Source organism: Treponema vincentii (assembly GCF_010365865.1).
Taxonomy (GTDB): Bacteria; Spirochaetota; Spirochaetia; order Treponematales; family Treponemataceae; genus Treponema.
Genome location: NZ_CP048020.1, coordinates 1,042,924 through 1,064,003 on the forward strand (window position 1 = coordinate 1,042,924; position 21,080 = coordinate 1,064,003).

Here is a 21,080-nt window from a genome sequence, read left to right on the forward strand (position 1 = left end):
TTTAATAATAACATACTTCCATTTAATAAGCATCGGAAAATAAACCGAAAACTTTAAATTTGGATCATTTTATCCTCAGGAACCTGTTCAAAGTAGGTATGCAGTACGCGCTCCATTTCTTCTTGGCTCTGTGCCCGCAGCAGTCGTGTTCTGCAATAGTGTGCAAACGAAAAATTGTCGCAATAAAACTGAAAGAACCGCTGCGCCCGTGTAAGGAAGAATTCCGGCGGCTGTTCGGTTTCAAGGTATTGCAAAAACGATAACGCCGTTTGTTCAAGGTCGATACGGTACGGTGCAAAATTCGACGCACCATCACTCACTGTATCGGCGGCGCGGGCTTCGTCCGTTTCGGCCGCATGGGTTACGCCTGATCTCGATTCGCTGCCGTGCTTGCGGCGTATTGCTTCAAAAACCCACGGCATTTGTACCGCAGCGCGCCCGATCATCCACCCCGCGCAAGGATAGTGCTGCGCGGCGGTTTGCAGTTTCTCTGCCGAATTGATGTCTCCGTTGCCGTATACCGGGATAGGCAAATCCTTTGCGAGCGCAGCCGTATTCGTGGAGAGCCGGACGCGCATAGCTTTGCCGCTGCAGGCGCGGGTGGATTGTGATAAGCTGCACGCCTTCATCAATCAGCATCGTACAAAAGCGTAAAAGATACGCATAGTCGGCGGCCGCACCGAGCCTCAGCTTTACGCTCAGTCTAAACGATCTGCCTTGTTCCGTAGAATATGCCTCAAGCGCTTGTTTAACCGAGCGCACCGCCTCGGCTGTCGTGTTAAGTGGCTTGAGCATCCAAGCAACGCCCGCCCCTGTTCGTACAATCGGCGGAGCGGAACAGCCCATATTCAAGTCAACACCGATGCCGCCGTGCTGCAGTACAACCGGTATCGCCTGTGCGAATGCTTCCGCCTTAGGCGAAGTGAGCTGCCACACCAGCTTTTCCGGTACGGGATTTGCCCGCAAGTACCACTGCTCAAACTACTCGCCTGCAAGCAGCGACGGCGCATGAATCATCTCGGTAAAATATTCGTCGGGATCGCCGAAAGTATGGATAAGCATCCTCAATCCCGAATGGCTGATATTTGCCAGCGGCGCCAGTATGAGCTTCATCGCCGCTCACTGTAACAAAACTCCGTGATTTTGCAATGTGTGGAATTCCGCACATTTCTTCTAGCACACGGACAAACACGCTGCTGTGATGGAACCACGGACATCCCTGTCCGTTCTGATACGTTGAGTATTTTCAGCAGCGGCGCGCAGTATATACCCTTTCCGTAAGCCTTTTGAAATAGACTGTTAAGCAGTTGTACATCCGTGTACAACTGCTTAACGACGAGATTTGTGTACAACACAAATCTCGCTACTGCTTATAACCACGGACATCCCTGTCCGTTCTGATACGTTGAGTATTTTCAGCAGCGGCGCGCAGTATATACCCTTTCCGTAAGCCTTTTGAAATAGACGGCGTAGATACAAGCGCGAGCGAAAATTAACCGCAGGCGTATCTTTGATACGTTGAGGATTAATTTTCGCGCAGCAACGCAGTAGATGCGTCGTATATTTCAAAAGGTCTTGACTTTATTTATAATCTTAGATATAGTACATCACTGTTACAAATGCGGCGGTGGTGGAATTGGTAGACACGTCAGCTTGAGGTGCTGATGCCGCGAGGTGTGCTGGTTCAAGTCCAGTTCGCATGAAGGCTTCTTTGGATTTCAAAAGAAGCCTTTTTTATGCACGAGGAATATCAGTTTCCGGAATTTTGTTTTGAAGCTGTCGTTTTTGTGCCTTTTTCTGTAAAGCTGATCGAAGTCTTTGCCGCTCCTCCCGAAAAGATGATACGGCGCTTTGCTTTCGCGCTGCCGTATTCTCCCGGGCTTTTGGTAAGCTCATTACCGGCAATGGTGAGCGCCCCTCCGTTTTGGACGTAATCGATATGATATTCGGCCTCTTCCGAAGGGAAGGTTATGGCGGCGGTTGCATCGGTTACGGTGAAAGCGCAGGATTTTACAATTTGCGTTTTATCATAGGATAGCGATCCCCGCGCAAGATTGATTACGGCATTTTTAAAGACACATTCGGACGTTGTTACCGAGCCCATATTCAGCATTGCAAGAATATGTACCGCCTGAATTCCTTCGAGTCGGATATCCGCCCTGCTTATCCGTATGCTGCAATTTTCAAGCAACATCTTTTTCGGTATAAAGACATACAGCGTGCCCTGTGAAGGAGTCATTTGACGTATCCGCAGTGTTTTTGCGTTTCTATGCAGGAAAGTTTTGCCTTCCGCAAGTTCAAATCGGTACGCGATGCGTTCTTCATCAAACGCTTCGGCAATCAAATGTACCTGAGAAAGCTCAATATCGAGGCCGTTGGTTTTCGGCCGCGCGTAGGTAAGCTCCTCGCCGAAAGCGGCTAATGCGGATAACAAGAATACAACTGCAAGCAAAATCTTTTTTCATCATCTCTATCATCATTATGAAGGGTTTTGTTCATTCCAGTAGTAAGTATCGGGGTACTGACGTTCGCCGAATACCGCCGTACCGATGCGCAGCATTGTCGAACCTTCTTCAATGGCGATTTCCAGGTCGCCCGACATCCCCATCGAAAGAATATCCGTAGAAATATTGGGAAGTGCCAGTGCCGCAACGCGCTTTGTACCTGTTTAAGGCAGCGGAAGCATGCCCGAACCTTGTCTCTTCTCCGAGAATAATCCGATGGTCATAAACCCACGGATAGTGACATGGGGCAGGGTAGCGATGGCTTTTACCAAAGTCTCCGCTTCTCCCGGCGCACAGCCGAATTTGCTTTCCTCCGCTGAGGTGTTTACCTGCACTAAGATGTCGAGGTTACGGCCTTCCTGTAAGCCGCTGTTCCAGTTTTTGCGCCGTATCGAGGTTATCGATTGATTGGATACATTGCGCATACTGGATCACCTCTTTAATCTTATTCGATTGCAAATGCCCGATAAAATGCGCCGTATGCGGCACTGCGGATAGCGCCTCGTATTTATCGCGCAGCTCCTGTACCTTGTTTTCGCCGATTAAAGTGCAGCCGCAGGCAAAAGCCTGTAGAATCCGCTCCGGCTCGACGGTTTTAGTTGCAAGCAGCAGCTGAACTTCTTTGGGATTGCGCCCGGCTCTTTTACAGGCAGCCTTAATCCGTTCCTTAATATGCAGGATGTTTTTTTGAATAATGTGTTCCATAAAAATGTGTTGTGATGCTCCTGATGCCCTAAAGGCAACCTGTCCGACACGCCAGTTATCGAACAGATCCAGTATATAATCCCTTTGGTATTTATGCAAGGATTGCAGGAAATCTGTCTGTTTGATGTTAACATTTGATGCTAACAAAACCCTTGACTATTTTCAGGTTCACGTATAATATTGTATATCTTTTTGTAATGTAATTTATGAATATGGAGGTTACCTTATGGCAGTGCCAAGAGCTAAAACATCAAAAGCACGCACACGCCGCCGCCGAGGAATCAATATGCGGTTAAATGCGCCTCATCTTGTGGAGTGTGCAAATTGTGGAAATTTAATTTTATCTCACCACGTATGTTCCAAATGCGGTTTCTATCGCGGACATCAAGTTGTTGATCCCGATACATTAAATTAAGAGAGGTTTTTCTTTATGGACGAATTGTTTGCTCAAATTCAAAAGCTGATTGCAGAAAAATTGGAAATCGATGCAGATAAAATTACACTCGATTCTTTCCGACAAGATCTCGGCGCAGATAGCCTTGATACCTATGAACTGGTATATGCAATCGAAGAGGAGATGGGAATCAAGATACCCGACGGGAAAGTAAGTGAATTCGAAACCGTGAGGGATGCGTACGATTTTATTAAATCTCAGTCGAAATAATCCGGCAAAGGATGTGGTTCTTGTTTCCTTTAAACATGGTTTAGAAAAACAGCGGAAGTAAGAACTGCTTGCTTTTCAAAAAAGCAGGATGCAAATTTAAAATATTAGTTTACTGGATATAGCCTTCCATCATCGCTCGTTCTCTAATGAACATAGCGATTCTCCTATTAATAATGAGCGGCTTGAATTTTTGGGCGATTCCGTACTTGGTATGATTGTTGCAACGGAGCTGTATCTTGCTCATCCCGATAAACCTGAAGGGGATCTTGCAAAATTAAAGCTGCGGTCGTTTCCGAAGACTCTTTTCCATTGCACTGAATCTCAATATCGATACATATCTAATGCTGGGGCATGGTGAAGAAGTGTCGGGCGGAAGAAAAAAAGCCCTGCTCGCCGATGCGGTGGAAGCTCTTATCGGTGCACTCTATTTAGATTCGGGCTTCAAGGTCGCTCAACAGTTTGTATTGAAAATTATTGAACCGCAGCTGCAGTTGGTGGAACAAAATAAACATCGATATAGAGATTATAAATCTTTGCTGCAAGAATACGTGCAAAAAAAATACCGCATTATCCCTAAATATGTGCTGGTAGAGACATCGGGGCCGGATCACGATAGGGTTTTTCAAGTAAAGGTTGTCATCAAAGAGAGGGAATATAATCCTGCTTTTAAAAGTAAAAGAAGCGGAACAGGCGGCTGCAGAGGTTGCCTGGAAAGCCTTGTGCCTGTAAATAAGGGGGAAAAATATGTTTTCGTTTGTAAAAAAAGATTCTGAAGCCGGAAAGGATACAGTAGTACCTATAACAAGCGGTATCGTACTCCAGATAAAAGAAGTAGAAGCTTTGATGTCCGCTGCAGAAGATATCGCGTTAAATATCAGAAGCAGGATAACCGGTGCGTCACAAGTACTTTTTAAAAACCTCAAACAAGAACATCAATTTGAAGCGTTCACCGATAGTATCCATTCAATCCTGGATTCCATTATGTCGATTCAGGAGCAGTTGCAAGAAGTGCATAGCTGTACTACTGCGCTGGAAGATACGGCTGGAAAAGCAAGTTCTTCGGTAGAGCAAATAACCGATTCGGTAAATCGCGTTGCAAACATCGTTACCGATAGAATTTCGGTTACTTCTCAGTTAACGGATGCCGTTGCGAAAGGCTCATTAAAGGTAAAAGACTTATTTGCGGTTATCGACAGCCTTAATCAAAACATTGATGCGGTTAAAGATATTATCGGATCGATAAATGATGTCAGCGCTCAGACGAACCTACTTGCGATGAACGCTGCCATAGAGTCGGCACATGCAGGGAAGGCTGGCCTCGGCTTTGCAGTTGTTGCCGGTGAAATTAGAAAGCTTTCTGAAGCGACGGCGCTCAATGCTGCCGATGCTTCTAAGACCCTCAAAAATATGGTCGAAGCACTTGAGGTCGCGCGGGATACCGCCGACGAAACGCGTACTGCGATGACACTTATCGGTAATTCGGTAAATGAGACGACTGCGTCTTTGTAGAAATTCTTCCGAAATGAATATGCTTGCGGGAACGAGCACATCGGTACGCGACGCTGTTATGTTGGTGCCGGAGTCTGCGGCAGACTTGAATAATCGTGCGGATACCGCTATTGAATATATCAATAAAATAGCTGATCAAGCGGATAAAGGGAAAAATATGTTGTTTACTTTGCAGACAACTGCGAATGAAGTAAGCGATTTAATGAGTAGTGCCCTGTTTAATATGAACAATATTATTGATAGTACCGTTGTGGTCGATGCTGCAGTAGAAAAAGGTATTGATCTGGTAAACGGAAAGACAGTAGCGGATGAGTATGCGCCATTTGCGCGCATTGTATTGAAACATCTCGGTTGGGTTACTAAGGTGCGTGCCTTGATCGATGGGCGGCTTGATGTAAACACAATAGAATTGGGTGATCATAAAAAATGTGATTTAGGGCGATGGATTGAAAAGAAGCTCCGCTGTATGAAGGTTTAATGCAGCATCCGAGTTTAAAAGCTTATGGTACAGCATGAGCAGCTCCATAACGAGACGAAAGCCATTGTCGGCCAGCTTAAAACGTCATCGAGAACTGAATTGGAAGCTTCTTATTCAAAATTGTTGGATTATTCCGCATCGGTTATCGAAAGTTTGAGTATATTGCGTCAATTTATCGAAAGCAAAAACCATACGAAAAAATAATCAAAACTTAGACCAAGGGTGCTGTCCAAAAATTGCGGTTTTTGAACAGACCCGCCGCTAATATCTTCGCAAGATGTGCCGGTTTTATAGTTCGGCAAGCGGAATAGTGTACACACTGGAGCAATTCCGGCAGACAATCTCGCGGGTCGTCTGCGGTCTCTTTTGTTTTCCAGTTCCGCTTGCGGCAATTTCCGCATCGCTTCCAGATAATACCCTTTGAGCATGGACAATCAAAGGTAATGTTCCGTGCTGCAACCGCTTGAGGGTTAAACTCCCGCAGTAGACCGAAGATGATATCTTCGCAGTTGCCGCCTTCAGCAAACCAATCACCGAGCGGGGACAGGCGGTAAAAGCCCGTTCCATATTGGTGACGGCATCTTCAATTCTTCTTCCGTTTTCGATTGCCTGCCTCGGCGTGTTCCCCTGCGGGCATCCGCTGGATAAAAGCCGCCGGCACCGACGACTCTACCGATACTGTCAAACCTGATACTTGTATTAAAAGCGGTATAGAGCTGTTCCGATTGCTGAAAATACCATGCAAGGTCTTTTGCAATATTCCGATACTTGATTTCGACGATGCTTCGCTGCGGCTCCCGCCCCGCTGCATGATCCGCTTCCGGAAAACGGGTAACGGAGAGTGTACCGTTACCGAAGAACGGAGCAAGATCCCAACTTTCAAGCGGGGCATCAATCGGGATGGGGTTTTGCAAAAGGTAGCCGCGCACAAAGCCCCGTGAATCTGCCTCTACGGAAAAACCGGTTGCGGGGCCGTCCGTTTCATAGCGCAGTTGGAGCGTTTCGCGTCCTTTCATCGTTTGAATCATCAGTGCGGCACAGAGGCCTGCCTGCCCGAGGACAAGGGTTTCGAGGATTCCGCCGGTGCTGTGCGCGTATTCGGTTTACGAACCGCGTACCGTGGAAAAGTCCTCCGCGGAAAAGGCCGTCGTCGGCAGTAAAGATATGGAGTTCATCTTTTTCAAGTTTATCAAGGTGCTGTTGCAGCGCCGTATCTTCAATAGGTGCGTATATCATACTCGTATGTTAATAAAATGAACTATTAAAAAAGGGCGGCAGGGTAAACGCATCAGGCCGTTTTTACCGATTCGCAGAAAAATTGATACTATTCGACCAGAGTTGAACCTCTGCGCGGTTCAAATGGTCTCACAGTCTCAATTTTTCCGCGGTTTTTATCTACTCTACCTGATGCGTTTACCCGCCTGTTGAAAAAACATGCGAAATTTTAAGCAAAAATTTCGCATGGAAGGAAGGCAACCGCTAAAATATTTTTAATGCGGTTGCCCTGCATTATGCGCCCTTTCGATTCTGCCGATCGGGATGTTCACCATACGGCGCATTTGCCAACAGGAGCTTGAGGCGGTTGAGCTGGTTTACCTCGCTTGCTCCGGGATCAAAGTCGATGGCGGATATTTGCGCATCAGGGTATCGGCGGCGCAGTTCCTTAATCATCCCTTTGCCGGTAACGTGATTGGGGAGACAGGCAAACGGCTGTAGACAGGCGATACTCGACAACCCTGACTTAATAAGTTCAACCATTTCGGCGGTTAGGAACCAACCCTCGCCGGCAACGTTACCTAAGTCCAAAACCCCGTGAACGCCTTTGCAAGATTGTAAATCGATTCGGGCGCGGTAAAGCGGCGACTTTTATTCAGAGCTTTTTTCATTCCGCTGCGGTACCGCTCGATATACCAGATCATTGCGTGGTACTTAAACCGGTTAAAGGCGTTCGATTCCAGTGATGTTTCATAGTAGAGGCCGTCGAACAATGAATAGAAAAAGAAGTCCATCAAGTCGGGCATAACGCATTCGGCGCCTTCCCGCTCAATGGTACCGACAATATCGTTGTTGGCTGTCGGATGAAATTTTACCAAAATTTCACCGACTACGCCGATGCGGGGTTTTTCCATTTGAATAAGCGGCAGCGTATCAAAATCATGGACAATATCGCGTACTATGTTACGATAACTCCGCCCTGTCATGTTTCAATTCGGCTTTTATTCGGTCGGCATAATGGCGGTAGAGTGCATTTGCCGCACCTTTTCCTGCTCGTAGGGGCGGGTGCGGTACAGTACACGCATCAGCAAATCGCCGAGGCAGAGCGCCTTTAGTGCGCGGTCTGCTAAACTGAACGTCGGCTTAAAGCCTGAGTTTTTCAATCTGCTGCGCGCTTAACCCGATTACAGGGATATACCCCAAGCCGGCATCCTCTAACGCCCGCCTGATAAAACCGATGTAGTTTGTTGCACGGCACCCGCCCCCTGTTTGCGTGATGATGAGCGCCGTCGCATTGAGGTCGTATTTACCCGACTGCAGCGCTGCAATCATCTGCCCTGCAACGATAATCGCCGGATAGCAGGCATCGTTGTTTACATACCGTAATCCGCAGTCGATTGCCTGAGGGTCGGTATCGGGCAATATGACGAGATTAAAGCCGGAGTGCCGGAAGGCTGCTTCCAATAAGTCAAAATGGATGGGAGCCATCTGCGGCGCGAGAACGGTATACCGCTTACTCATCTCTTCGGTAAATTCAACTCGTTTAAAGCCGCGATATCCCGGCGCTTTGACGGGCGCTCCCTTGCTGCGCTCGCGGATAGCGGCGAGTAAGCTGCGGATACGGATACGTACGGCGCCGAGGTTTGAACCTTCATCGATTTTAAGCAAGGTATACATTTTCCTGCGCTTCGGTAATTTCCTGCACTTGGTCGGCGGTTACCGCATCCAGACCGCAGCCGAAGCTGGTCAGCTGAATAAGTGCGAGGTTATCTTGCCGTGCGGCAAATTCGGCGGCACGGTACAGCCGGTTGTGGTATACCCATTGGTCTACAACCCGGAGCGGACGGGGAAGTTTGCCTAAATGCGCAACGGAATCCTCCGTCAATACGGCGAGTCCTAAGCCTGTCAGCAATCTGGGAATTCCATGGTTGATTTCCGGGTCAAGATGATACGGACGCCCCTGCAATAACGCCGATGAGTCCCTGTTCTTTCATACGCCGAAGCGCCGCCTCGCCTTGGAACTGGGTCTCTTTTTTTACTGCCTCTGCTTCTGCTCTTGCCTTCCGTACTGCTGCACGAATTTCAGCAAGCGGTATGCTCCAGTATTTATTGAGTTCTTCGTGGAGCCGCCTCCGAGGCGTTTGTCATTATAGAGCGGTAAAACGGATTGAGAAAACGGATATGCTCGTCCTGCCGAAGCGCGTCGATGTTGTTTTTAAGGACTTCGATAACTCGTTACGACGGGACAGTTGAAATGATTGTTTGCCTGAGGGTCTTCCTTGGTCTCGTACGGAATACAGGGATAGAAAATCGTTGTAACGCCCGCTTTAAGAGCGCTTCGATATGCCCGTGAGAAATTTTGCCGGGATAACACACCGATTCCGACGGGATAGATTCCAATCCCAATTCATAGAGTTTGCGGGAAGAGCGGGGCGACAATTTTACCGAAAATTTCAGTTCAGTTAAAAGCGTGAACCAGAACGGATAATTTTCGTAGAGGTTGAGCACGCGGAATACCGATGACGCCCCGTTCGGCTTCGGTTTCCGGCAGCGACTTATACGAAAACATACGTTTATACTTCCAGTCGAAGAGATTGGGAATATCGTTATCCTGTTTCTGTTTACCGGTCTTGAGGAGTGATTCTTTGACTGTGCATTTGCCGTTTCCGCTATTTCGGCACCGCGTTCGCAGCGGTTTCCGTAATAAAGATGCGGGTACCTGCCGCGGGTGTATTAAACCGGTTGACGGTTAAAAGGCAGTTGTTGGCGCATTTACCGCAGCGGGAAAGTTCCAGCTTAACGGTGAGTGCATCAAGCCCTTCTGCCGGTAAGATATTCGACCGGATATGTGCATCCGCTCCTTGTTTTTCCATTGGTCGGGCGAGGAGCGCGGCGCCGAAAGCTCCCATCAGGCCGCTGATGTCGGGCGCACCGCTTCTTTGCCGGTAATCAGTTCAAAGGCGCGCAGTACCGCATCGTTGTGAAAGGTGCCGCCCTGCACAATCACTTTTCGCCGATAGTAGCTGTATTTCAGTTTGATAACTTTAAAGAGGGCGTTTTTATCACCGAATACGAAAGCCCGCCGAAATGTCGCCGACGGAGGCTCCTTCCTTTGTGCCTGTTTAACGCGGCTGTTCATAAAGACCGTACAGCGGCTGCCGAGGTCGATCGGTTTGGGGCGAGGAGAGCTCGTGCGGAAAATCTTTAACCGGCATACCGAGCGAGCGGGCAAAGTTATCCAAAAAACTGCCGCAGCCCGAAGAACATGCCTCGTTCAGTTGAATGGAGCTGATACAGTTATTCTTCATGCGGATACACTTCATATCCTGCCCGCCGATGTCGAGCAAAAATTCGACGCCGGGAAGGAAGAATTCGGCTGCGCGGTGGTGCGCGATGGTTTCCACTTCTCCTGCGTCCACGCCGAAAGCCGCTTGAAAGAGCCCTTCACCGTAGCCGGTAGATAAAGAGCGGGCAATATGTGCAGCACTCGGGATCTGTTTATAGAGGGATTGCAGCATGGTTACCGCAAGATTGACCGGATTGCCTGCATTCGATTCGTAAAACTGCCAGAGGATTCTTCCCTCTTGGTCGATGAGTACGGCCTTTGTTGTGGTGGAACCGGCGTCCATACCGAGGAACACCGGGCCGGAAGCGGTTTCAAGCGGAGCGGTTTCCGCCCGTTCCCGTCCATGCCGTTCGCGGAAAGCCGCAAGCGCCGCTTCGTTTTCAAAGAGGGGCGGAAGCCGCTGCACTTCCTGCATTTCCGCATCGGCAAGGAGCCGAGCTTATCCCGCAGTATTTCCACGGTCAAGGCTGCGGGATTGGTAAATACCTGTATCGGTGATTTCCGGCATCGGACTCGGCTGAGTACGGAAGCCCGTTCGCAGCAGTTGTGTCTGCGTTGGCGCCGTACAGGCAATATTCGCTGTTTCCGCGCCGTTGTTGACAGTCCGGTGGGGTGATGCTCTCAGCGATTGATTGGAACCGGCGCTGAGCGCTGCACCGAGTGCAACAAAGAGTTCCGATTTTTCCGGCACGATGATTTCGTCATCCGTAAGGTGCAGGGTTTCGATAAACCGCTGCCGTAGTTGGTCAAGAAAGTGTAAGGGGCCGCCTAAAAAGGCGCAGCGCCCGCGGATGGGTTTGCCGCATGCAAGGCCGGATATCGTCTGGCTGACAACCGCCTGAAAGATACTCGCGGCAATATCTTCCCGCCGCGCTCCTTCGTTGATGAGGGGCTGTACGTCGGTCTTTGCAAAGACCCCGCAGCGGGCGGCGATGGGATAAATCGTTGTCGCATTTTTGGCAAGCTCATTTAACCCCGTCGCATCGGTTTCGAGGAGCGCCGCCATTTGTCGATAAAGGCGCCCGTACCGCCCGCACAGGTGCCGTTCATACGCTGCTCAACCGAACGGCCGAAGTAGGTTATTTTAGCATCTTCGCCGCCCAACTCGATAGCAACATCGGTTTGTGGAATCTTTGCCTGCACGGCGACGGCCGCGGCGACAACCTCCTGCACGAAAGGCACGGAGAGCCACTTTGAAACAGCCAAACCGCCGGATCCGGTTACCCGCACTTGTAACTGAGCGCGGCTGCCGTACATTTTTGCCACCTCATCCAAGGCTTCCGTTACCACCAGAATAATTGTCTTGCGGATATCGGCGCGGTGCCGTTCATATCTGCTATATACGATGGAATTATCAGCGGAAAGAATCACCGTTTTTACGGTCGTCGATCCGACATCAATTCCCATGCGAAGTGTATCGGTCAAAATCATGTGAATTATAGTGCCACATTGCACAAAAAATGACAAGGAGATTGCCTGCTTGAGGTAAAACTCATTGTTGTTAAAATGCCGATAGGACATAAAGGGCCTAAAACAAAGGAGAAAAGATACTCTTTACCAAGCGCAAATAGCAGAACTCGATAAGTCCTATCAAGAAAAAACTCGCAAAAGCAAAGAATATGGGCAATCCAGCCTTGCCGTTGAAAGGAGTATCAGCAAAAGCGGCTTGCACTTATCGAACAATTCATTAAAGAGGAAGATAAGAAAAGGCGCTGGCAAAGGAATAACCGTTGAAACAAAACTTGCGACAAAAGATGAGAAAGGTTCCGGCGTAACGCTCGGCGATGAGCTCACTAAAACAAAGCTGATGAGTGATGCGTTCGGGCGGTATCAAGTACAGCAAAAGGAATTACAAGCAGAGCTTAAAAAAACGCAAGAAGAAATAATCGCTACGTACGATAAAATTGCAAAGGCAAAAGCCCGGATTGAAGCAGCAGAAAACGGCAAAAGCGGAACAGAAATTGAAGCTCTCAATCAAGATTTACAGGCAATGCAAGTCTATTCTCGGCAGTTGGAAGAAAAGGCGCAAAACATACGGATAGACATAAACGAAGCCGAATTATCATTTTCACAAATAAAAAGCGGACTGATCGATATTGAAAAAATCGGCAAATCAAAACTTCAAATACAGCTTATCAACATAGAAGAGGAAAGAAAACGACTTTTAAAAATTATTGAAGAAAGCAGACGGGCAAAAATAGAAGCGGCAAAAGACAACGCCGAAGAAATAACAAGAATTGAAGCGGACGCAGAAAAACAAAAAGATAAAGTTAATAAAGACGCTGATAGGCAAACGCAAAGCGCAAATGCTGCCGCCGCCAACGCATACATACAAGGCGGAATAGGTATCGCTAAAACCCTTACAAAAGTAATAGCCGATTCTATCGAGCAGGGCTGTATTGACGGCTTTGCTGCAATGCAGGCGAGCGCCGACATACTTAACCAAATAGGTGATATGGTAGGAGATCCTATAACTCAAGCAGTTATAAAATCTGTAGCGGCGGCAATCGAAATAACGGGGACGATATTAAAAGCCGTAAATGCAGCTCAATAAAAGCATTCAATGAAGAAATAAATACGATTGTAGAAAATCAAAAGAAACGGCAGAAGAAGCTGCAGATAAAATTATTGACAATATCGAAAAAGAAATAGCCGAAAAAACAAAATCACCGATGCTTGAAGCCGCAAAATCTATTATGGGAGCTATTACCAGCGGTTTTCAATCGGGAGATTTTAGTAATTTTTCTAATACTATTGACGGAATTATAAAAAAATTAGTCATCGACAAAATGATAATGTTTTCAGGTCTTAATGCCGGTATACAAAAGTTAGTTGATAATATGTTTAGTGGTTTTAAAGGATCTGGCGAACAACAGCGAAATATTTTAGAAGAGCAAAATCAAAAATTATCGGAAGAAAGAAAAGCAACAGAAAAAGAGTTTGTCGCTTACCAAAAATTACTTGAGAAAAAAGTATCTACAAAAGCAAGAACAAGGTTGGTGGGCTCTTTAATAGGTTCACACGCGAGATAAGGGCTATACCTATTGACGGGTAAAGATTTTACAAAAGCCTATGCAGATATTGATAGGGAATTAGCAAAATTGAGGGCTCAAAAGCGAAATATGAAAAGCCGTTGCTGCCATTGAAGAAATTAAAAGAAAAAGAACAATTGGAAAAAGATATTCGGGAAGGGAAAATACAGGTATAGATCCGTCCCAAATCATGGGGTTGGATAAAGAAAAGCTCAATCAGATGATAGAAGAATTTGGTGAGCCGATGAAAGAGATGTTAAAGAAACTCGGCTTTGATGTCGGCAATGATTTTAAAAAATCATTATCTGATGGAATGTCATCAGCCCTTACCACAGCATTAGGAGATGCTGCCTATAACGCCGACTGGGGAAGTTTCAAAAAGTCGTTTGCTGCTGAAATGAAAAAGGCGATTATTCAAGCAGCTGTTGAAAGTGCCGGCATAAAAAAGAAAGTCGATGCGATTATTCAAGATATTATGAAAGACGGCAAAATTACCGGAGACGAAGTAACCGGTACAATTGATAAGCTGAAAAACCTCTATGATAATTTAGAAGGGAATATGGCCGAACTTTCAAAAATTACAAAAGCATTGGAAGGGGGCGTAGAGCTTAAATCAAAAGCATCAGGCTCAATTATTCAGCAGCTTTCAGGCGCCGATAGAGACGTGTTACTTGAAGCGATCCGCGAAGGCTTTAAAACAATCAACCAAGTTATCGATCTAAAAGAAACGACTATTCAGCATCTTACCGCTACCCAAATTATTATCAATTCAGTTACGTATAACTCCTATAATAGCACCATTAACATAACAGCAACCGAACAAACGGATTTACGAGCTGTTTTAACAGAGATTGTACAACAGGCATTGGCAGGATAAGAAAACTATGAGAATATTTGACGAGAAAAAAGAGTTAGACATTCCCAAATGGATAACCGCCTCAAGCAGCGCTTCAACAATCCAAACGCAAACAGTGAAGCTCAACGACCGGCATGGAGAATACCTAACCGGAAAAGAGCAGTACGGTAGTAAGACATTTCAATGTTCAGGGACTATCCCGACCGATTCTGCCTGCGCAGTAGAAAAAGAACGCAGTAGACTACTCTCTTTATTAAGTGGTAAAGATTTAATCGTTTATCGCGATGACGATGATACCATCTTTTACCGATGCCGATTAACAGGGCAGATACAGATAACCTATTATAATGGAGAAAATCTTCATAAAGTCTTTACGATTAGTTTTACCCTTAAAGCCTTTGATCCGTTTGGCTATGGACAACGGAAAATCGAAACGATTGCAGGCGGAAGACGAGATATATCCATTGTAACCGAAGGGAATTTATCCACCGTGCCGGAGATTGCTATAGGCGATATCGAAAAGGTTTCAGGTCTTTTAGTGCACTGTAATGGAACGGAGCTAAAAATTTCCCGTGAAATAGCGATACCGCACGGCAAAACGCTCCTTTATAAAGACGGAACCCTCTTTTAGATGGGGAAGACTATACACGCCTTTAACGCTTTCAAGTATTATTCATCCGCTCTACTTTATTGCCGGTCATAATACCGTTTCTATTTATGTTCCGACGGGAACCGTTACGGTTGCTTTTAACGGGAGATATCTATGATTATTTTTTACGATAAAGACGGCGCACGATTGGGAAAAACCTATGAATGCGGGTGGAGCTTTTCACAGAAAAAGAACAAAGAAGGAACCGGTAAACTCGACCTTATCGATTATCCTCACGGCGCAAAATATGCGGAACTTTACAAAGATACAGAAAAGATGCAAACCGTTGTCCTTATCGAGCATCTGAGTAATGAAAGTAAAACAAGTACGAGCGTAAAACGCTTGAAAGTCTTTTAAAATTATCGTATTCCGGAGGCTTGGCACGGATGGGATAAAAAACCTTTAAGCTTTGTGTTAGCTGACGCAATATATGGATTCGATTATATTCAAAAATCCACCTTAGAGGATTTCACCGATTATATCGAAAAAGTCAACATCGGATTAAATAAAATAAAAGACGGCGATATCCACCTTGATTACCGGGAAGTGGGAGATAGTATCCACTATTATGAAAAAGGATCTATTACATTCGCTTTTGACTGCGGGGATGCGGTTGGTCAGCGGTACGTTAGATGGATTGCGACAATCGGTGAAAAAGTCTCTATGTGTACAATCGGCTTCCTCTCACACTCCTATCGTCAACATAGCCGATGTTGATTTTTCCGCGTCTCCGGTTCTTTTTCCCCGCCGCGATATAGAACATGATAGCAGTCTGTCAGGGTTAAAAATTGCAAGTGATAAGCGTTATGTTGCAGTACGTTTTATCCTGTCCTATCACAATGCCGACTGGATACAGGATTTCGCAACGCACAAAGTATATAATCAGCATAACACATTAGTCGATAGAACAGTACGCGGCTTTACGCCGGTTATCCGCGCTTTATTCCAACCCAAACCCAGTAGAGGGCATTTCTAATACTACTCTCTGGGATGCTATTCAAAAATACGGGGAAAATAATTCCCTTTGATACTGCCTGTACGTTTGAAAGGGGCGTCTTTTCACTCTTTGAACGGAGTTTAACGAAAATAAAAGGTACAAGCGGACTATCTTTACGCGCAAGCGACGCCACTACCAGCAGTTAAATAATACCGTCATTAAAGAATTAAAGCAGACCGTTCAAAGGTAAATGTACTTCATTGCTACGGAGAAGGGGAAAAACAGCAGCGGCTATACCTTCGTATCCCTGAGGTGGGAACCTATGATAATGGGTCAACGGTAGAAGATACGTTTACCGACACTAAGATAAAAACACGGCAAGAGCTGAAAAAAGCCGGTTTAGAAAAACTTAAAGAAAAACGAAAAGAAGAAAATCCTGTTTTTGAAGTTGAAACGCTCTTACCCATCCGTTTATTTGATGAAGTTTCGTTAGTTCATCCTAAAAGCAACACGATATACGATGTTACCGTGCAAGAAGAACACATTTCATACAAAGAAAATAAGCTTACGCAAAAATTTGGTATCGGCGGTTTTCTTTTTAACCCTCTTTCAGCCCTTATCCCGCAAAAAGATAACGATACGGAGCGCAAAATAGTAAAGTCACCGGTGTGTTCAGGCAACGGAAAACAGAATGCTATCAGTATAACATGGGAGGCTGACGGCGAGGATTTTGTAATAAGATGGAAGGAAAAGACACAGGATTTTTATAACTACCGGCATACTAAGCAAAAACAAGAAGTAATTGAACGGCTGAAAGCTGATACTGATTATACGTTTAGCGTTGCTTCCGTCTCAGACGGACTTTTATCGGATTATACGGCGGAAGTTGTATGCCGCCCGCTTTCCGCCGATATGAGCCTTTAGACGGAAGTGCATTAGTACATACCTGCTTTGATGAAACACCTCAAGCACTGCCACAAGTTAATCCTTCCTATACAGCATGGCAAAGCCGTATCATTGAATACGATTGTACCGGTAAACAAGCAATTACAATGACATTTGCCGAAGCGCTTAACAATGTCATTATTTTATCGGGCACTTTACACAATGATTTTACCTTGCGCTTATTTTTTGATAGTCAAAACGGTAACGGCGCAAAACAATATCAGATCATTTATAACCTCACCGGCAATTATACCGTTACCATCAAAACCGATATAGCACATACCCGTATCATTACACAACACATTAGAGAAGAAACATACGGCGCAGGATGTTATGCGGTTGTCGATTTTAAAGGAAATATCTGGCATTTTAAAGGTGAAAAAGGTACAGGCGGCACATTACAAAATATAGATGCGGTCGATTTTATTGAAGATACTGATTTTATTATTACCGAAGGGAATAAAGATATTCAGAAGGTGCACAAAACCGGTGCCCTCTCTGCTATTCAACAATTTGATAGCCCCATCGGGGAAGTAAAAATATTTTATGACGGAACGTACAAGCACGGCTTTTTAGAAGCAAACGGACTTCCCTTTAGTCCTGATGTGTTTCCTGAATTTACTGCGTATGTAAAGCGTGTATTTAACACTGGCGCCGATCCTGTTACCGGTTGGCCGCTCCGCCCGAAGCTTACAGGGCAGATGCCTAAAACAAAAGTATTTTTAAAAGCAGTACAGGGGGTATAAACTATGGCATATACAAATGAAGCGTTAGGCAAGGCGTTAGAAGATTTAACCGCCGCTTATAATAATTTTATCACTAAGGCAAAAGAGGCGGCAATCGCTGCAATAGGCAATACGGTTATTGCTCCGCTAAGCAGGATGCTAAAGAGTATATCGCTTCCGAGCTTGCCGCACAGAAAGACAAATTAGAAAAGCGATAGAAACAGCTAAGATTGCCTTACACAATAGTGCAATAGAAGCGGACACTACGCTCAGACAAGCGGCAGAAGCGAAGAAGCAGGAACTTGCTTCTCTTATAACCGCCGCAGAAAATGCCATAGAAACAAAGTTGACGCTTGCTAATCAGCAAATCAACGATAAAATACAAAAGACCGTTCAGGAACAATTCGAAGCGGCCGCAGACACAACCGTCAAGGCGAAAATTAATACGGCAATCAATGAAACGCTTATCAAAATCTTTCAAAACGGCTATGTCCAGTGGCCGTGGATGCCGAAACCCGAGACGTTTTCTCCTTCAAGGGTACCGCGGCGGAAGTAAACTATGACGGTTGTTTTTCCGTGCGAAAGGAAAAGATGCTAATCCTTTAACGGGGTGAACAGGGGATGCTATAAGGAATATTAAAGGGCTTGTAGGGATTGAAGGAGGTGTAAAACCTTCAGCCTTTTATATAGAAAGCCCTTCGCATAAGAATGTTGAAGCGTGGAACACTGCCGCGCAGGAATATACCACAGAATCTACTTGCTTTGATGCCAGTCGGATCGTTCCGACTGCCGAAGAAAATCGGACGCGTAATAGAACCTTTATCATTTGGAAGCTAGAGAAAATAGAGGGGTAAGAAGTTATGGAATACATCGAAATCAAAAGCAATATCATTACGGGACACTATTGCGGGCAATACCGGAAAAGGACAACCCTGCAATTGAGTATCGGATCGTCGAAAATTGTGCGGCCAATATCGGCGATGATATCCGTCTGTACACTGACTTACAGACAGGGACTAAAAAGCCGCTTGCGCAGCTGGTTAAAGAAGGGCTCGTCCCGGTGCCGGAAGGTAAAAAGCTCAATGAAGCCGGCACGGATTTTGTTGATATGACGGAAGCCGAAAAGGTTGCTGCCGGTCTTATTCAGCTCAAGGCCGATGAAAAGGTCGAGGGTGCTTACGTCGTCAAAAAGACTGAAAAAGAACAGTACGATGCAGGGCTTATCAGCAAGGAAGAATATAACGCATACATTGACCGTCAGCGAGAAGCCGCCTATCGACAAGAAGCGGATCCGCTGGGTATGCAGGTAATGCGCGGAGACATAGATAGGTCAGAATGGCTTGCAAAGATAGCAGAAATAAAACAGCGCTACCCGAAGGTATAAAAAAGGAGTATCTGTCATGGAAGCAATAAACTACGTACCCGGCGGGCAAAATATGATTTTAACGGAAGATGCACAAATAGTGCCGGGGGTTTCCGGCAATGCGTGCTACCTTCCGGCGGGAGTCGGTAAAATAGCCCTTGAAGGAGACCGCAATGAACTATCGGTTTCTCTTTGGCGGCAATGGGATGGCATTGTAGAATCTGATACTCCACGCGGTATTTTTAGTTTTAAGAATATCCAAATCTTTTTCGACAATATGACCGACCTTTTAACCGTTGTTATAAACGGCTTTAAGGCGATTACGGATATTAAAGACGACCAGCAACAAACGCACTGGGGTTTCACTTTCGCAAAAAATGGGCTGTTTACAGTGTATAAGAATGCAAAAGAGGTATATAGCCTATCGGCAGGAGACAAGCCGGTAGATATGACCAACGGCTTTACCATCGGAGGGGGGCGCACTCATGCGACATTCGATGAGGTACGAGTATATAAAACCGTACTGAAGCAAGGGGAGATAAACGGACTCTTTTATTTAGTAAGCAAGGGCACGCAGGTAAAACAGCTTGAAAATTGTACAATCGGCTACCCCTAAATACCTCGGTGTTACCGAAACGGTACCGACTACCCGAACGGTGGTTATTACCAAAGGCGAAAGGCTGGGGGCACAGGATGCAAACGCAGGCGACTGGGTATTGATGGCTAAAACAGTCGGCGGTTGGAAAGTCGGGTGTGTTACCGCTGGACGGGTTCGCAATGGATTAACCTTGAGCCGGAATACAACTACACCGAACAGTATCAGGCGGCGCTGTATCATATTTGCGAGATAGAAGAGCTGATGAAAGAAACGGGACACTTCGGGGCGCTGTTTGCGAAGGTGCTGGTAGCACAACAGGCATTGATTGACGAACTTTTAGTCAATCAGGCGTTCATTAAAAATCTTGTAGTTCAAAAACTGCATATCGATAGCGATACAAATAACCCTAATGATTTTGAGACAAAAATAAACAAAACAGACGGCGTATTAGTACGCAATAAAAACAGAACGATATTACATATTGATCCACAAACAGGACAATCTGCTTTTAATGGAGACATAAAAGCAAATAAAATTTTCTTAAACAAAGCAAATCAAGACGAGGTGTTATTGAGGCGGTCAATAACGGTTGGAAACTTGTTATACAGCCTAGCCTAGAGGGGATTGAATTGTGTATAATGGGAGGCGATGGAGGCACTATGAAGAAAAAACAGTTATATACTTATATATCAGGGGCTTGATGAGCTTAGCTGTGATGGGTAGTATTTCTTGTTCTAACTTATTTTCTAGCCAAACAACGTTTAACTCGTGGGAAAAAGTAGATATCCCTACAACTCAATACTATAACGGCATGACAAATATATTCACACATCAAGGGCGACTTGTCTTGATGACTAATACAAATGAAATATTTACATCTTCTCTGAAGGTGTCTTATGGAAAAGCAAAATGACCTTCTAACAGACGAAAGAAGATTAAGTTTACTAAGCGCGATAAGTGTCGGGGAGAATATTTTCACTATTGGTTCAGAAAACAATAAAATCTTTTTATTTAAATCTAAAGATTTTGGCGTTACGTGGGATAATACAAATATTGAAGCTCATGAGGTTTTTTCCGATTCAGAAGATGTTTTTATATTAAGATATGATGCTTTATATAAAATTTCGGCAAACTTTTTAAATGAAGAAAAAATATATGAATCGCATGGAACTGAAGAAATAATAAATATGGTTTTAAATAAAGAAGTCTGGATAGTGCAGACACATGATCGTCTCTGCATTATTTTAGATTATATTTTAGCACGGATAAAGGTAAAACGTGGCATAATAGAGCTCGAAACGGTTATGCTTGTACAATCGCATTTGGTGAAGGTTTTATATTTATGGGAAATATTGAAGGATTAAAAAAGAGTCCAGATAAAGGAGTTACATGGGTAACAATTTCAAATGAAGAAGTACGCAGTCTTTTATATAGACAAATACTTAATCATTTTATCTAATGATGAAAATAAAGGAGGAATATTTGTGAGTGATAATAATGGGATTCTTTTTCTTTATATCCTGTGGATATTCATACGGTTTTTCTCTATGGTGG

At 45.3% G+C, this 21,080-nt stretch carries 39 protein-coding genes, 1 tRNA gene and 2 pseudogenes; 22 read left to right on the forward strand and 20 right to left on the reverse strand.

Going from position 1 to position 21,080, the window contains the following annotated elements:
* Positions 1–53 precede the first annotated feature (53 nt).
* Genes GWP43_RS15195 through GWP43_RS15205 form a run of 3 tightly spaced genes read right to left on the reverse strand, consistent with a single transcriptional unit; the run spans position 54 to position 1,113 of the window.
* Entirely contained in the window at positions 54–503 is a 450-nt protein-coding gene (locus GWP43_RS15195) for a tRNA-dihydrouridine synthase (RefSeq protein WP_269138882.1), read from the reverse strand.
* The gene (locus GWP43_RS15200) at positions 406–966 is read right to left on the reverse strand and encodes a tRNA-dihydrouridine synthase (RefSeq protein WP_269138870.1); all 561 of its coding nucleotides are present in this window, start codon (positions 964–966) and stop codon (positions 406–408) included. The genes GWP43_RS15195 and GWP43_RS15200 overlap by 98 nt, the downstream gene beginning before the upstream one ends.
* 15 nt (positions 967–981) lie before the next feature.
* Complete coding sequence (locus GWP43_RS15205; RefSeq protein ID WP_269138871.1) at positions 982–1,113, reverse strand: hypothetical protein; 132 nt, start codon at positions 1,111–1,113, stop codon at positions 982–984.
* 504 nt (positions 1,114–1,617) lie between these two features.
* Between GWP43_RS15205 and GWP43_RS04975 the strand changes: the two genes are divergently transcribed.
* A tRNA-Leu gene (locus GWP43_RS04975) sits at positions 1,618–1,701 on the forward strand.
* A gap of 49 nt (positions 1,702–1,750) precedes the next feature.
* Here GWP43_RS04975 and GWP43_RS04980 read toward each other — a convergent pair.
* The 4 genes from GWP43_RS04980 to GWP43_RS14565 all read right to left on the reverse strand — a co-directional run bounded on the left by GWP43_RS04980 (position 1,751) and on the right by GWP43_RS14565 (position 3,209).
* On the reverse strand, positions 1,751–2,452 hold the full coding sequence (locus GWP43_RS04980; RefSeq protein WP_230978048.1) for a hypothetical protein: 702 nt from the start codon (positions 2,450–2,452) through the stop codon (positions 1,751–1,753).
* A gap of 27 nt (positions 2,453–2,479) precedes the next feature.
* Positions 2,480–2,602 (reverse strand): hypothetical protein, encoded by a 123-nt coding sequence (locus GWP43_RS15210; protein WP_269138872.1) that lies wholly within the window; start codon positions 2,600–2,602, stop codon positions 2,480–2,482.
* A 66-nt stretch (positions 2,603–2,668) separates the two neighbouring features.
* On the reverse strand, positions 2,669–2,929 hold the full coding sequence (locus tag GWP43_RS14560) for an alanine racemase (protein ID WP_230978049.1): 261 nt from the start codon (positions 2,927–2,929) through the stop codon (positions 2,669–2,671).
* Entirely contained in the window at positions 2,853–3,209 is a 357-nt protein-coding gene (locus GWP43_RS14565; protein ID WP_230978050.1) for a type III PLP-dependent enzyme domain-containing protein, read from the reverse strand. Before GWP43_RS14565 ends, GWP43_RS14560 begins: the two co-directional genes overlap by 77 nt.
* 226 nt (positions 3,210–3,435) lie before the next feature.
* Here GWP43_RS14565 and rpmF point away from each other — a divergent pair, with 226 nt between their 5' ends.
* From rpmF to GWP43_RS14580, 7 genes are all read left to right on the forward strand, one after another.
* Positions 3,436–3,624 carry a 50S ribosomal protein L32 gene (gene rpmF, locus GWP43_RS04990; RefSeq protein ID WP_016522149.1) on the forward strand — a complete coding sequence of 63 codons (189 nt, stop codon included), beginning with the start codon at positions 3,436–3,438 and terminating at the stop codon, positions 3,622–3,624.
* 15 nt (positions 3,625–3,639) lie between these two features.
* A complete protein-coding gene (gene acpP / locus GWP43_RS04995) occupies positions 3,640–3,873 on the forward strand; it encodes an acyl carrier protein (RefSeq protein ID WP_162663185.1) in 234 nt (77 codons plus the stop codon).
* Between the two features lie 118 nt (positions 3,874–3,991).
* Positions 3,992–4,231 carry a ribonuclease III domain-containing protein gene (locus GWP43_RS15530; RefSeq protein WP_414162730.1) on the forward strand — a complete coding sequence of 80 codons (240 nt, stop codon included), beginning with the start codon at positions 3,992–3,994 and terminating at the stop codon, positions 4,229–4,231.
* Positions 4,215–4,646 (forward strand): ribonuclease III family protein, encoded by a 432-nt coding sequence (locus GWP43_RS15535; RefSeq protein ID WP_414162715.1) that lies wholly within the window; start codon positions 4,215–4,217, stop codon positions 4,644–4,646. Before GWP43_RS15530 ends, GWP43_RS15535 begins: the two co-directional genes overlap by 17 nt.
* On the forward strand, positions 4,618–5,382 hold the full coding sequence (locus tag GWP43_RS14570; protein WP_230978051.1) for a methyl-accepting chemotaxis protein: 765 nt from the start codon (positions 4,618–4,620) through the stop codon (positions 5,380–5,382). Before GWP43_RS15535 ends, GWP43_RS14570 begins: the two co-directional genes overlap by 29 nt.
* A gap of 13 nt (positions 5,383–5,395) precedes the next feature.
* A complete protein-coding gene (locus tag GWP43_RS14575; protein ID WP_230978052.1) occupies positions 5,396–5,860 on the forward strand; it encodes a CZB domain-containing protein in 465 nt (154 codons plus the stop codon).
* 24 nt (positions 5,861–5,884) lie between these two features.
* On the forward strand, positions 5,885–6,064 hold the full coding sequence (locus tag GWP43_RS14580) for a hypothetical protein (RefSeq protein ID WP_230978053.1): 180 nt from the start codon (positions 5,885–5,887) through the stop codon (positions 6,062–6,064).
* Between the two features lie 84 nt (positions 6,065–6,148).
* On the opposite strand, the pseudogene GWP43_RS15540 reads toward GWP43_RS14580, so the two are convergent.
* The 13 genes and pseudogenes from GWP43_RS15540 to GWP43_RS15600 form a co-directional block, all read right to left on the reverse strand.
* Positions 6,149–7,096: pseudogene (locus tag GWP43_RS15540) on the reverse strand (Hsp33 family molecular chaperone HslO).
* A 273-nt stretch (positions 7,097–7,369) separates the two neighbouring features.
* The gene (locus GWP43_RS15545) at positions 7,370–7,666 is read right to left on the reverse strand and encodes a hypothetical protein (protein WP_230978057.1); all 297 of its coding nucleotides are present in this window, start codon (positions 7,664–7,666) and stop codon (positions 7,370–7,372) included.
* Positions 7,657–8,061: a hypothetical protein gene (locus GWP43_RS15550; RefSeq protein ID WP_230978058.1), complete on the reverse strand. Its 405-nt coding sequence runs from the start codon at positions 8,059–8,061 to the stop codon at positions 7,657–7,659. Before GWP43_RS15550 ends, GWP43_RS15545 begins: the two co-directional genes overlap by 10 nt.
* Before the next feature lie 15 nt (positions 8,062–8,076).
* The gene (locus tag GWP43_RS15555) at positions 8,077–8,238 is read right to left on the reverse strand and encodes a hypothetical protein (protein ID WP_230978059.1); all 162 of its coding nucleotides are present in this window, start codon (positions 8,236–8,238) and stop codon (positions 8,077–8,079) included.
* Positions 8,219–8,752 carry a hypothetical protein gene (locus GWP43_RS15560; RefSeq protein WP_414162716.1) on the reverse strand — a complete coding sequence of 178 codons (534 nt, stop codon included), beginning with the start codon at positions 8,750–8,752 and terminating at the stop codon, positions 8,219–8,221. The genes GWP43_RS15555 and GWP43_RS15560 overlap by 20 nt, the downstream gene beginning before the upstream one ends.
* Positions 8,736–8,987 (reverse strand): hypothetical protein, encoded by a 252-nt coding sequence (locus GWP43_RS15565; RefSeq protein ID WP_414162736.1) that lies wholly within the window; start codon positions 8,985–8,987, stop codon positions 8,736–8,738. The genes GWP43_RS15560 and GWP43_RS15565 overlap by 17 nt, the downstream gene beginning before the upstream one ends.
* A gap of 6 nt (positions 8,988–8,993) precedes the next feature.
* Positions 8,994–9,041 (reverse strand): annotated as a pseudogene (locus GWP43_RS15570) (hypothetical protein); the annotation flags it as partial.
* 269 nt (positions 9,042–9,310) lie between these two features.
* A complete protein-coding gene (locus GWP43_RS15575; protein WP_414162717.1) occupies positions 9,311–9,583 on the reverse strand; it encodes an acyl-CoA dehydratase activase-related protein in 273 nt (90 codons plus the stop codon).
* Between the two features lie 161 nt (positions 9,584–9,744).
* The gene (locus GWP43_RS15580) at positions 9,745–9,984 is read right to left on the reverse strand and encodes a hypothetical protein (protein ID WP_230978061.1); all 240 of its coding nucleotides are present in this window, start codon (positions 9,982–9,984) and stop codon (positions 9,745–9,747) included.
* Positions 9,984–10,214 (reverse strand): hypothetical protein, encoded by a 231-nt coding sequence (locus tag GWP43_RS15585; RefSeq protein ID WP_230978062.1) that lies wholly within the window; start codon positions 10,212–10,214, stop codon positions 9,984–9,986. Before GWP43_RS15585 ends, GWP43_RS15580 begins: the two co-directional genes overlap by 1 nt.
* Entirely contained in the window at positions 10,198–10,836 is a 639-nt protein-coding gene (locus tag GWP43_RS15590; protein WP_230978063.1) for a BadF/BadG/BcrA/BcrD ATPase family protein, read from the reverse strand. The genes GWP43_RS15585 and GWP43_RS15590 overlap by 17 nt, the downstream gene beginning before the upstream one ends.
* Positions 10,837–10,860: 24 nt before the next feature.
* Positions 10,861–11,427 carry a hypothetical protein gene (locus GWP43_RS15595; protein WP_414162718.1) on the reverse strand — a complete coding sequence of 189 codons (567 nt, stop codon included), beginning with the start codon at positions 11,425–11,427 and terminating at the stop codon, positions 10,861–10,863.
* Positions 11,391–11,852, reverse strand: coding sequence for a BadF/BadG/BcrA/BcrD ATPase family protein (locus GWP43_RS15600; protein ID WP_414162719.1), 462 nt, complete (start codon positions 11,850–11,852; stop codon positions 11,391–11,393). Before GWP43_RS15600 ends, GWP43_RS15595 begins: the two co-directional genes overlap by 37 nt.
* A 235-nt stretch (positions 11,853–12,087) precedes the next feature.
* Between GWP43_RS15600 and GWP43_RS05025 the strand changes: the two genes are divergently transcribed.
* The 14 genes from GWP43_RS05025 to GWP43_RS05070 all read left to right on the forward strand — a co-directional run bounded on the left by GWP43_RS05025 (position 12,088) and on the right by GWP43_RS05070 (position 20,890).
* A complete protein-coding gene (locus tag GWP43_RS05025) occupies positions 12,088–12,975 on the forward strand; it encodes a hypothetical protein (protein ID WP_162663187.1) in 888 nt (295 codons plus the stop codon).
* 118 nt (positions 12,976–13,093) lie between these two features.
* Positions 13,094–13,453, forward strand: coding sequence for a hypothetical protein (locus tag GWP43_RS05030; RefSeq protein ID WP_162663189.1), 360 nt, complete (start codon positions 13,094–13,096; stop codon positions 13,451–13,453).
* 190 nt (positions 13,454–13,643) lie between these two features.
* Positions 13,644–14,330: a hypothetical protein gene (locus GWP43_RS05035; RefSeq protein WP_162663191.1), complete on the forward strand. Its 687-nt coding sequence runs from the start codon at positions 13,644–13,646 to the stop codon at positions 14,328–14,330.
* A gap of 7 nt (positions 14,331–14,337) precedes the next feature.
* Entirely contained in the window at positions 14,338–14,940 is a 603-nt protein-coding gene (locus GWP43_RS05040; RefSeq protein WP_162663193.1) for a phage tail domain-containing protein, read from the forward strand.
* A gap of 132 nt (positions 14,941–15,072) precedes the next feature.
* A complete protein-coding gene (locus tag GWP43_RS14650; RefSeq protein WP_230978064.1) occupies positions 15,073–15,315 on the forward strand; it encodes a hypothetical protein in 243 nt (80 codons plus the stop codon).
* Positions 15,316–15,526: 211 nt separating this feature from the next.
* Positions 15,527–15,934, forward strand: a complete 408-nt coding sequence (locus GWP43_RS14655) for a hypothetical protein (protein ID WP_230978065.1) — start codon at positions 15,527–15,529, stop codon at positions 15,932–15,934.
* Between the two features lie 273 nt (positions 15,935–16,207).
* Complete coding sequence (locus tag GWP43_RS14660) at positions 16,208–16,819, forward strand: fibronectin type III domain-containing protein (RefSeq protein ID WP_230978066.1); 612 nt, start codon at positions 16,208–16,210, stop codon at positions 16,817–16,819.
* Positions 16,786–17,586, forward strand: a complete 801-nt coding sequence (locus GWP43_RS14665; protein ID WP_230978067.1) for a hypothetical protein — start codon at positions 16,786–16,788, stop codon at positions 17,584–17,586. Before GWP43_RS14660 ends, GWP43_RS14665 begins: the two co-directional genes overlap by 34 nt.
* Positions 17,587–17,589: 3 nt before the next feature.
* Positions 17,590–17,772 carry a hypothetical protein gene (locus GWP43_RS05050; protein ID WP_162663195.1) on the forward strand — a complete coding sequence of 61 codons (183 nt, stop codon included), beginning with the start codon at positions 17,590–17,592 and terminating at the stop codon, positions 17,770–17,772.
* 139 nt (positions 17,773–17,911) lie between these two features.
* Positions 17,912–18,121 carry a hypothetical protein gene (locus GWP43_RS05055; protein ID WP_162663197.1) on the forward strand — a complete coding sequence of 70 codons (210 nt, stop codon included), beginning with the start codon at positions 17,912–17,914 and terminating at the stop codon, positions 18,119–18,121.
* Between the two features lie 348 nt (positions 18,122–18,469).
* Positions 18,470–18,949, forward strand: coding sequence for a hypothetical protein (locus GWP43_RS05060; protein ID WP_230978068.1), 480 nt, complete (start codon positions 18,470–18,472; stop codon positions 18,947–18,949).
* Positions 18,950–18,965: 16 nt separating this feature from the next.
* Positions 18,966–19,544, forward strand: coding sequence for a LamG domain-containing protein (locus GWP43_RS14670; protein WP_230978069.1), 579 nt, complete (start codon positions 18,966–18,968; stop codon positions 19,542–19,544).
* 123 nt (positions 19,545–19,667) lie between these two features.
* A complete protein-coding gene (locus GWP43_RS14675) occupies positions 19,668–20,144 on the forward strand; it encodes a hypothetical protein (protein WP_230978070.1) in 477 nt (158 codons plus the stop codon).
* 278 nt (positions 20,145–20,422) lie between these two features.
* Positions 20,423–20,890 carry a hypothetical protein gene (locus tag GWP43_RS05070; protein WP_162663199.1) on the forward strand — a complete coding sequence of 156 codons (468 nt, stop codon included), beginning with the start codon at positions 20,423–20,425 and terminating at the stop codon, positions 20,888–20,890.
* The last annotated feature ends 190 nt before the right edge of the window (positions 20,891–21,080 follow it).

Coding starts and splice junctions, on each gene's coding strand:
- GWP43_RS15580 (WP_230978061.1), bottom strand. CDS start 9,984: ATGGGAGCTTTCGGCGCCGCGCTCCTCGCCCGACCAATGGAAAAACAA.
- GWP43_RS15585 (WP_230978062.1), bottom strand. CDS start 10,214: ATGAACAGCCGCGTTAAACAGGCACAAAGGAAGGAGCCTCCGTCGGCG.
- GWP43_RS14650 (WP_230978064.1), top strand. CDS start 15,073: ATGATTATTTTTTACGATAAAGACGGCGCACGATTGGGAAAAACCTAT.
- GWP43_RS15550 (WP_230978058.1), bottom strand. CDS start 8,061: ATGACAGGGCGGAGTTATCGTAACATAGTACGCGATATTGTCCATGAT.
- GWP43_RS05040 (WP_162663193.1), top strand. CDS start 14,338: ATGAGAATATTTGACGAGAAAAAAGAGTTAGACATTCCCAAATGGATA.
- GWP43_RS14670 (WP_230978069.1), top strand. CDS start 18,966: ATGGAAGCAATAAACTACGTACCCGGCGGGCAAAATATGATTTTAACG.
- GWP43_RS05030 (WP_162663189.1), top strand. CDS start 13,094: ATGCTTGAAGCCGCAAAATCTATTATGGGAGCTATTACCAGCGGTTTT.
- GWP43_RS14665 (WP_230978067.1), top strand. CDS start 16,786: ATGCCGCCCGCTTTCCGCCGATATGAGCCTTTAGACGGAAGTGCATTA.
- GWP43_RS14655 (WP_230978065.1), top strand. CDS start 15,527: ATGAAAAAGGATCTATTACATTCGCTTTTGACTGCGGGGATGCGGTTG.
- GWP43_RS15595 (WP_414162718.1), bottom strand. CDS start 11,427: ATGGCGGCGCTCCTCGAAACCGATGCGACGGGGTTAAATGAGCTTGCC.
- GWP43_RS15560 (WP_414162716.1), bottom strand. CDS start 8,752: ATGTATACCTTGCTTAAAATCGATGAAGGTTCAAACCTCGGCGCCGTA.
- acpP (WP_162663185.1), top strand. CDS start 3,640: ATGGACGAATTGTTTGCTCAAATTCAAAAGCTGATTGCAGAAAAATTG.
- GWP43_RS15210 (WP_269138872.1), bottom strand. CDS start 2,602: ATGTCGGGCGACCTGGAAATCGCCATTGAAGAAGGTTCGACAATGCTG.
- GWP43_RS05050 (WP_162663195.1), top strand. CDS start 17,590: ATGGCATATACAAATGAAGCGTTAGGCAAGGCGTTAGAAGATTTAACC.
- GWP43_RS15535 (WP_414162715.1), top strand. CDS start 4,215: ATGCTGGGGCATGGTGAAGAAGTGTCGGGCGGAAGAAAAAAAGCCCTG.
- GWP43_RS05070 (WP_162663199.1), top strand. CDS start 20,423: ATGGAAAAGCAAAATGACCTTCTAACAGACGAAAGAAGATTAAGTTTA.
- GWP43_RS14560 (WP_230978049.1), bottom strand. CDS start 2,929: ATGCGCAATGTATCCAATCAATCGATAACCTCGATACGGCGCAAAAAC.
- GWP43_RS15590 (WP_230978063.1), bottom strand. CDS start 10,836: ATGCAGGAAGTGCAGCGGCTTCCGCCCCTCTTTGAAAACGAAGCGGCG.
- GWP43_RS14575 (WP_230978052.1), top strand. CDS start 5,396: ATGAATATGCTTGCGGGAACGAGCACATCGGTACGCGACGCTGTTATG.
- GWP43_RS15205 (WP_269138871.1), bottom strand. CDS start 1,113: ATGAAGCTCATACTGGCGCCGCTGGCAAATATCAGCCATTCGGGATTG.
- GWP43_RS05035 (WP_162663191.1), top strand. CDS start 13,644: ATGGGGTTGGATAAAGAAAAGCTCAATCAGATGATAGAAGAATTTGGT.
- rpmF (WP_016522149.1), top strand. CDS start 3,436: ATGGCAGTGCCAAGAGCTAAAACATCAAAAGCACGCACACGCCGCCGC.
- GWP43_RS14580 (WP_230978053.1), top strand. CDS start 5,885: ATGGTACAGCATGAGCAGCTCCATAACGAGACGAAAGCCATTGTCGGC.
- GWP43_RS14565 (WP_230978050.1), bottom strand. CDS start 3,209: ATGGAACACATTATTCAAAAAAACATCCTGCATATTAAGGAACGGATT.
- GWP43_RS14570 (WP_230978051.1), top strand. CDS start 4,618: ATGTTTTCGTTTGTAAAAAAAGATTCTGAAGCCGGAAAGGATACAGTA.
- GWP43_RS15600 (WP_414162719.1), bottom strand. CDS start 11,852: ATGATTTTGACCGATACACTTCGCATGGGAATTGATGTCGGATCGACG.